Annotated in this window: 8 protein-coding genes and 5 tRNA genes; 10 read left to right on the forward strand and 3 right to left on the reverse strand. The window is 61.5% G+C overall.

The genetic code is table 11. The annotated features are described in order from the left end of the window. Positions 1-177: 177 nt before the first annotated feature. Positions 178-1,404, reverse strand: a complete 1,227-nt coding sequence (locus DOM36_RS10695; protein ID WP_110643083.1) for a pyridoxal phosphate-dependent aminotransferase — start codon at positions 1,402-1,404, stop codon at positions 178-180. A gap of 214 nt (positions 1,405-1,618) precedes the next feature. Then, complete coding sequence (gene ylqF, locus DOM36_RS10700) at positions 1,619-2,563, reverse strand: ribosome biogenesis GTPase YlqF (protein WP_075569878.1); 945 nt, start codon at positions 2,561-2,563, stop codon at positions 1,619-1,621. Between the two features lie 217 nt (positions 2,564-2,780). Between ylqF and uraH the strand changes: the two genes are divergently transcribed. Beyond that, positions 2,781-3,191 carry a hydroxyisourate hydrolase gene (gene uraH, locus DOM36_RS10705; RefSeq protein ID WP_110643169.1) on the forward strand — a complete coding sequence of 137 codons (411 nt, stop codon included), beginning with the start codon at positions 2,781-2,783 and terminating at the stop codon, positions 3,189-3,191. Positions 3,192-3,338: 147 nt separating this feature from the next. On the opposite strand, the gene msrB is transcribed toward uraH, so the two are convergent. Next, positions 3,339-3,737: a peptide-methionine (R)-S-oxide reductase MsrB gene (msrB, locus tag DOM36_RS10710; protein WP_075569877.1), complete on the reverse strand. Its 399-nt coding sequence runs from the start codon at positions 3,735-3,737 to the stop codon at positions 3,339-3,341. Between the two features lie 183 nt (positions 3,738-3,920). Between msrB and DOM36_RS10715 the strand changes: the two genes are divergently transcribed. The 9 genes from DOM36_RS10715 (at position 3,921) to DOM36_RS10755 (ending at position 8,065) form a co-directional block, all read left to right on the forward strand. After that, positions 3,921-3,996, forward strand: a tRNA-Glu gene (locus tag DOM36_RS10715). A 35-nt stretch (positions 3,997-4,031) separates the two neighbouring features. Then, positions 4,032-4,106, forward strand: a tRNA-Gly gene (locus tag DOM36_RS10720). 28 nt (positions 4,107-4,134) lie between these two features. Then, positions 4,135-4,210: transfer RNA gene (locus DOM36_RS10725), tRNA-Glu, on the forward strand. A 53-nt stretch (positions 4,211-4,263) separates the two neighbouring features. Further along, positions 4,264-4,338, forward strand: a tRNA-Gly gene (locus DOM36_RS10730). Between the two features lie 268 nt (positions 4,339-4,606). Beyond that, positions 4,607-5,590, forward strand: coding sequence for an ABC transporter ATP-binding protein (locus DOM36_RS10735; protein WP_075571628.1), 984 nt, complete (start codon positions 4,607-4,609; stop codon positions 5,588-5,590). After that, positions 5,587-6,360 carry an ABC transporter permease gene (locus tag DOM36_RS10740; protein WP_075571627.1) on the forward strand — a complete coding sequence of 258 codons (774 nt, stop codon included), beginning with the start codon at positions 5,587-5,589 and terminating at the stop codon, positions 6,358-6,360. Before DOM36_RS10735 ends, DOM36_RS10740 begins: the two co-directional genes overlap by 4 nt. After that, entirely contained in the window at positions 6,357-7,196 is an 840-nt protein-coding gene (queF, locus tag DOM36_RS10745) for an NADPH-dependent 7-cyano-7-deazaguanine reductase QueF (RefSeq protein ID WP_075571626.1), read from the forward strand. The genes DOM36_RS10740 and queF overlap by 4 nt, the downstream gene beginning before the upstream one ends. Positions 7,197-7,277: 81 nt before the next feature. Then, entirely contained in the window at positions 7,278-7,838 is a 561-nt protein-coding gene (locus tag DOM36_RS10750) for a nitroreductase family protein (protein WP_075571625.1), read from the forward strand. Positions 7,839-7,977: 139 nt separating this feature from the next. Beyond that, positions 7,978-8,065 (forward strand) — tRNA-Ser (locus tag DOM36_RS10755). The last annotated feature ends 13 nt before the right edge of the window (positions 8,066-8,078 follow it).

Here is an 8,078-nt window from a genome sequence, read left to right on the forward strand (position 1 = left end):
ACCCTCGGTCGTGGAAAGGTGCTGCCGACGCTTTGCGCGCCGGTTGATTGGTCTGTTATTCGTTATCGCCCGGTAATCAGGCGGTTATGAACCGTTAGATACGGCTTTCGCGAATAGGTTTCAAGAGGGAGATTTCAGGAGGGCGGTCGGCCGCGCGATGACGCGCGGCCTTTTCAATCATTGGCGGTAGCGTGACAGAAAGCGCGCGAAACGATCGATGGCATCACCCAACTGGTCTGCCCACGGCAGTGTCACGATGCGCACGTGATCCGGGGTCGGCCAGTTGAAGGCCGTGCCCTGGACCAGCAGGATGCGTTCCTGCAGCAGCAGGTCGAGCACCATCTGGGCGTCATCGTGAATCGGGTAGACCTCCGGGTCGAGCCGTGGGAATGCATAGAGCGCCCCCCTGGGCTTGACGCAGGAGACGCCCGGAATGGCGTTGAGCTTTTCATAGACCACATCGCGCTGTGCCAACAGACGACCGCCGGGCAGGATCAGATCGTTGATCGACTGATAGCCACCCAATCCGGTCTGGATCGCGTGCTGCGCCGGCACGTTGGCACACAGGCGCATCGAGGCCAGCATGTTGAGGCCCTGGATGAAATCCTCGGCGTTCTGCTTGCCCTGGCCGCCGGAGAGAATCATCCAGCCCGAGCGGAAGCCGGCACAGCGATAGCTCTTGGAGAGGCCGTTCATGGTCACGACCAGCTGGTCGTCCGCTGCCAGGGCGCCGGTGGAGACGTGCTCGACGCCGTCATAGAGAATCTTGTCGTAGATCTCATCGGAGAACACCACCAGGCCGTGCTGGCGAGCGACTGTGAGGATCTCCTTGACCACCGCCGGTGGATAGACCGCTCCGGTCGGATTGTTGGGGTTGATCAGCACGATCGCGCGAGTACGCGTGGTGATCTTGTCGCGGATATCGGCAATGTCCGGTGACCAGTCGGCGGCCTCGTCGCAAAGATAGTGAACGGGATGACCTCCGGACAGGTTTGCCGCCGCCGTCCACAGTGGATAGTCCGGTGCCGGAATCAGAACTTCGTCGCCGTCGTTCAGCAGCGCCTGCATCGCCATCACGATCAGCTCGGAAACCCCGTTGCCGATGAACACGTCCTCGACGCCGACGCCGGGGATGCCCTTGCGCTGGCACTCCTGCATGATCGCCTTGCGCGCCGAATAGAGCCCCTTGGAGTCGCAATAGCCCTGCGCCGTCGGCAGATTGCGCATCACGTCCTGAAGAATCTCTTCCGGCGCTTCGAAACCGAAGGGTGCCGGATTGCCGATATTCAGCTTGAGAATGCGATGACCTTCGTCCTCGAGCCGTTTGGCGTGATCGAGAACGGGGCCACGGATGTCGTAGCAGACATTGTCGAGCTTATGCGATTTCCGAATGGGGCCGTTCATGGGGCTTCCGTAAGCTGCACAGCCTAAAGAGTCAGGCGGATGAGTAGGATCAAGAGTCGGTGGCGCACGGCGTGAAACGCAAGGCGCCGCTGACGAACACGCTGAGTCAGTTCTGCTCGGCGGGCTGCGTCGCCGATATCCCAGCATAACGCCGCGCAGGCGCGGCGCAAGGGGCAGAAAAGACACAATTTTCAGGTCATCTGTATGGCGAGAATCAGCTTTCGGATTCGTCGGCTGCTGCCTCGATGGGCTCGGGAATGTCCTCGGGGAGTTCCAGCGTCAGCCGACCCAGCTTGCCATCGCGGAGTTCGTGCAGCAGGACTTCCGCCCCGCGATGAAGATTGATCACCCCGCCGGCCTTCAGTCCGCCACGCTTGCGCGCGATCTCGTTCATGATCGCGTGACCGTCGAAACCGGCCCTGGCCTGGAAATCGACCAGCTTGGGCCCATCGGCGTCCACCGCATCGGCCTCGGAAGGCGCCACGTAGACGGGGAGTTCGGCGAGTTTGTAACGCTCGCGCAGGCCTTGTGGATAGCGTTTGGCCAGCTCGGCGGCACAGACGATGGCGACATCGACGTACTCGATCGCGGTATCGCGGATCGCGCCGCTGGCGGCGAGCCGATAGGCGCTGACCTGATTCTCGATCTTCGGCCACAGCACGCCTGGCGTGTCGATCAAGGAGACCCGGCCGTCGATCCGAATCTTCTGCTGGCGCTTGGTGACCGCCGGCTCGTTGCCGGTCTTGGCAATCTTGCGCCCGGCCAGCCCGTTGATCAGGGTCGATTTTCCCACGTTGGGGATGCCCATCACCATCACGCGCACGTCGCGGTCGGCACGTACCTGGCCGGCCAGTTCGTGGCATAGCGCGGGAATCTGCTTGAGCTCGCGAGCCTGAGTCGTGGTGACGGCGATCGCGCGGCTATTGGGCTGGGCGTCGAAAAATTCGATCCACTGTTGCGTGGCTTCGGGATCGGCCAGGTCGGCGCGGGACAGGATCTTCAGTACCGGCTTGTGCTCGGTGAGCTCCGCCAGCATCGGGTTGCCACTGGAGTAGGGCAGGCGGGCGTCGAGGACCTCGATCACCACGTCGATTTCCGGCAGCGCCTCGGTGATCTGGCGCCGCGCCTTGTTCATGTGTCCGGGATACCAGCCGAGCATGAGGTTCTCCTGCCTGTTCTTCGAATCGAATCGTGCCGCGCCCAACGGCAAGCGGGCGGACATTCTAGCAGAATGCGGCACCCGACGGCTGCAGCTGGGGCGCGTCGGCGTCCGTGGCGGGCGCGATCGTCAGCCGGCGATGGCATCTCTTTGCATCCACGCGTCGACGGGCTGCGTAGGGGAGTCTGATCATCAACAGCAGGGAAAGGAGCCCCGCATGAAACCACTCGCATCAATCGCCGCCGGTCTGCTGCTCGCCAGCGTCGCGAGCATCTCACTGGCCGCCGGCAACCCGATCAGCGTCCACGTCCTCAACACCCAGACCGGCAAGCCCTCGGCGGGGGTGGCGGTGAAGCTGGAGCATCGGGCCGACGGCCAGTGGGAGACCATCGCCACCGGGACAACCTCCGAGGATGGGCGAATCTCGGCGCTCTATCCCGAGAGCGAGACGTTCGAGTCCGGTGTCTACCGCGCCGTCTTCGAGACCGGCGACTGGTACCGCGCCCGTGGCAGCGCAACCTTCTTCCCTGAGATCACCGTGCCTTTCGAGGTCGCCGATACCCAGCAGCACTACCATATTCCGCTGCTGCTGAGTCCCTACGCCTACTCCACCTATCGCGGCAGCTGAGTACGGCCCGACGGGCGGCGACGGTCGCCACGACAGCGCCCCGANNTCGGGGCGCTGTCGTCCTGGTGCTATCGTCTGGGTGCTATCGTCTGGGTGCTAGCAGCGAGCTACGTGCCGCAGGATGGGCCGAACGGCCCACGGGCGCGCTCACTCGCCAGCGTGGAAGGTGATCGCCACGGAGTTGATGCAGTACCGCTGACCAGTGGTGTCCGCCGGGCCATCCGGGAATACATGACCAAGGTGCGCGTCACAACGGCGGCAGGTCACTTCGATCCGGCGCATGCCGTGGCTATCGTCCTGATGCTCTTCGACCGAGGCCGCCGCCAGGGGTCGATCGAAACTCGGCCAGCCGCAGTGGGCCTCGAACTTGTGCTCGTTCTCGAACAGCGGGGCGCCGCAGCAGATGCAGTGGTAGATACCTTGGACCGGCTCGACCTGATAGTCGCCTGTGAACGGGCGCTCGGTGCCTTTCTCGCGGGTCACGTGGTACTGCTCGGGGGTCAGCTTCTCGCGCCATTCGGCTTCAGTCTTCTCCACCTTGCTCATGTTCGGTCTCCTCATCATCACGTTGACACTATTCGTTGCAGCTCATGCCTTGCATTACAGGCCATTTGTCGGGCACTGACCAGCCTTGATTGGGTCGAGGTGAAAATCGGTGAAATCAACCGCTTGACACCTTTAGGTCGCCTCAGTAACATACGCGCCACTTCGACGGAGCCGAGACATTACGTCCCATTCGTCTAGTGGTCCAGGACACCGCCCTTTCACGGCGGTAACAGGGGTTCGAACCCCCTATGGGACGCCACTTGGTTCAGCGAAGTTTGTGTAGAAGGTTACGGTGCGGGAATAGCTCAGTGGTAGAGCATCGCCTTGCCAAGGCGAGGGTCGGGAGTTCGAATCTCCTTTCCCGCTCCAAATTTTGGTAGCTCAGGCGCCAAATTGCGTCCCATTCGTCTAGTGGTCCAGGACACCGCCCTTTCACGGCGGTAACAGGGGTTCGAACCCCCTATGGGACGCCACTTTCATGATCGCCAGGTCATGTCGTCGTCGCTTCAAGCGTCGGCAGCGATAAGCGGGAATAGCTCAGTGGTAGAGCATCGCCTTGCCAAGGCGAGGGTCGGGAGTTCGAATCTCCTTTCCCGCTCCATATCGTGGTTTTCATTACGCCAGTAATCATCACTCGTGAAGCGGCATCCCCGTTCTCTCGGGATTTTTGCGTTGCATCCGTCGCGTAACCCCGCCACACGGCTCGCTATCCGTCGGCTCGACTGACCCTGTCATATCGAATCTTCTATTCGTCTGCTAAAGATTGAACCCGGTGGAATTGCCCCCATATCGACGGCACTTCGTCTCGATTGATTTTGCAAACCCTGATTTCGCGAATTTCGATTTCTCAAACACGGCAGGAATCCCTGATGGCAGAACCAGCACTGTCCATCCGCGGGCTGACCAAAGTCTACGGTAATGGTTTTGAAGCCTTGAAAGGCATCGATCTCGATGTCGCTCAGGGCGATTTTTTTGCGCTGCTCGGTCCGAATGGCGCGGGTAAATCCACTACGCTTGGCATCGTCTGCTCGCTGGTCCAGAAGACGGCGGGGCAGGTCAAGATATTCGGTATCGATATCGACAAGGATTTTGCCAGGGCGAAATACCATCTGGGGGTCGTGCCGCAGGAGTTCAACTTCAGCCAGTTCGAGAAGGTCGAGGACATCATCCTGACCCAGGCGGGCTACTACGGCATGCCGATGAAGGAAGCCAAGCCGCGCTCCGATCGTCTGCTCAAGGATCTCGGTCTGTGGGACAAGCGCAATGGCGCTGCCCGCATGCTCTCCGGTGGCATGAAGCGCCGCCTGATGATCGCGCGGGCGCTGATTCACCGCCCGCGTCTGCTGATCCTCGATGAACCCACCGCCGGCGTCGATATCGAGCTGCGTCGCAGCATGTGGGAGTACATGCGCCGGATCAACGAGGAAGAGGGCACCTCGATCATTCTGACGACCCACTACCTCGAGGAAGCCGAGAGTCTGTGTCGCAACATCGCGATCATCAATCGCGGCGAGATCATCAAGAACACCTCGATGCGGGGTCTGTTGACCGAGCTGGACACCGAAACCTTCCTGCTCGATCTCGCCGAGCCGTTGACGGCCGCGCCGGCGATAGAGGGCTTCGACGCCGAACGCGTCGACTCTCACCAGCTGGCACTCTCCGTGCGCAAAGGCACCAATCTGAACGATGCCTTCCAGCAATTGACCGAGCAGGGCGTCCGCGTGCTCTCGATGCGTAATCGCGCCAATCGCCTGGAAGAGCTGTTCGTGTCGATGACCTCGCAGCCGGAGGCCACGGCAGGCATCGATAAGCAGTCCGAAAAATCCGCTCAGGCCAAGGAGACGGCGTCTTGAATACCCGGCAACTGCTGATTTCTCTCTGGACCATGGTCGTGAAGGAAGTGCGCCGCTTCGTGCGGATCTGGCCGCAGACGCTGGTGCCGCCCTCCATCACCATGACGATGTACTTCATCATCTTCGGTAATCTGATCGGCTCGCGCGTGGGCGAGATGCACGGCATCTCCTACATGTCCTACATCGTGCCCGGGCTGATCATGATGTCCGTGATCACCAACAGCTACTCCAACGTGGCCTCGTCGTTCTTCTCCAACAAGTTCCAGCGCAGTGTGGAAGAGATGATGGTCTCGCCGATGCCCAACTGGGTGATTCTGGCCGGTTTCGTCATCGGTGGCGCGGCACGCGGGCTCGGCGTCGGGCTGATCGTCACGATCGTGTCGTTCTTCTTCACCGACCTGAATTTGCATCACCCGTTGGTGACCCTGGCCGTCGTGATCATGACCGCAATGCTGTTCTCGATCGGTGGCTTCATCAACGCGTTGCTGGCCAAGAAGTTCGATGACATCTCGATCATCCCGATCTTCGTGTTGACCCCGCTGACCTATCTCGGCGGCGTATTCTACTCGATCGATCTGCTGCCGCAGTTCTGGCAGAACGTGACGATGATCAATCCGATTCTCTACATGGTGAACGCCTTCCGTTACGGTATTCTCGGCATTTCCGATATCCCGGTGGGCGGGGCGCTGGTCGCCATTGCTGCGTTTATCGTCGTGCTTTGGACCGTGGCGCTGTGGATGCTCAATCGCGGCAAGGGGATTCGCTCGTGAACCAGGATCGCCCAGAGACGCTGGTCGACGCGCCACTCGGCCAGGAATCCGCCTATCCCGATCGCTATGACGCTTCTCTTCTGTTTCCCATCGAGCGCGCAGCCAACCGTGCGCCTTTGGGTATCGAGGCGTCGTCGCTGCCGTTTGTCGGAGGCGACGAATGGTGGGCATTCGAACTCTCCTGGCTCGATCTGCGTGGCAAGCCGGTGGTGGCCATTGCACGATTCCGCCTGCCGGCCGACTCGCCCCGGCTGATCGAATCCAAGTCGTGGAAGCTCTATCTCAACGGCTTCAACCAGACGACGTTCGCCGGTCGGGATGCCGTCATCGACTTTCTGCAGCGGGATCTGGGCGCTGCGGCCGGCGCCCCGGTCACGGTGGAGCTCTTTGGTGTCGACGACGCTGCGCTGGCCCCTCGGCCGATGCCCGGTGAGTGCATCGACGACATCGAGATCGACATCGATCGCTACACGCCATCCGCCGATCTGCTGGTCTGCGATGGCAACGATATCGTCGAGGAGACGTTGCACTCGCATCTGCTCAAGTCCAACTGTCCGGTGACCGGCCAGCCGGACTGGGGGAGCGTGCTGATTACCTATCGCGGCCCGCGACTCGATCGGGCCGCGCTGCTGCGCTATATCGTTTCCTACCGTCAACATCAGGATTTTCACGAACATTGCGTCGAGCACATCTTCGTCGATCTGATGGCACGCTGCCTTCCACACGAACTTCTGGTGATGGCGCGCTACGTGCGCCGTGGCGGGCTCGACATCAACCCCTGGCGGGCCACGCCGGGGTGGATGCCGGAGCTGCCTGCGCGGCTGCTGCGGCAGTGATACGTTTGCCGTAGAATTTCGACGACCAGATCGGCGTTTACGCAATCGAGTCTTTATCGCTACCGCCAGAGGAGGGCAACCATGGATGCCATGACACTGCTGCACGAGCGTCGCTCGATGGGCAAGCTCGCCGGGCCCGCGCCGAGCGCCGAGCAGCTCGATGCCATCTACCGCGCGGCGCTGCGGGCGCCGGACCACAAGGAAATGACGCCGTACCGGTTCATCGAGATCAGCGGAGAAGGGCTCGACCGGCTGGGCGAACTGTTCGCCCGATCCGATTATCAGGCCAATCCGCATATCGATGACGGTAGCCTCGATGCCGCCCGCAAGAAACCCAGGCGGGCGCCGATGATCATCGCCGTCATTGCCAGGATTACGCCGGATCTTCCCAAGGTGCCCCCGGTCGAGCAGATCATCTCTGCCGGCTGCGCGGCCCACGCGATGCTCTACGCCGCGTTCGCCCAGGGCCTCGGTGCCATGTGGCGCACGGGGACCTACGCGCATGACAGGACCGTCTGGCGAGGTCTTGGGCTTGGCGAGCAGGAAGAACTGATCGGCTATCTCTATCTGGGCCAGCCCGGCGGGCGCTACCCCGATGCCCCGGCGCGCAACCCGGCGGACTTCGTCGAACGATGGAGCTAGCGCGGCGCGCCAGTCCTGGACGATGAACGTAAAAGGTCGCCGGGAAAGGAAAAACGGCTTGCGATCACGGGCTTAGCTCGATACTATGTGCGCCGTTCTGAACGCACCGGCACAGCCGTTACGAGAAGAGCGAAAATGCGGAGGGGTGTCCGAGTGGTCGAAGGAGCACGCCTGGAAAGTGTGTAAGTCGCAAGGCTTCGAGGGTTCGAATCCCTCCCCCTCCGCCACCGAATTGAAAAG

It is taken from the genome of Salinicola sp. CPA57, assembly GCF_003206035.1.
Lineage (GTDB): Bacteria > Pseudomonadota > Gammaproteobacteria > Pseudomonadales > Halomonadaceae > Salinicola > Salinicola socius.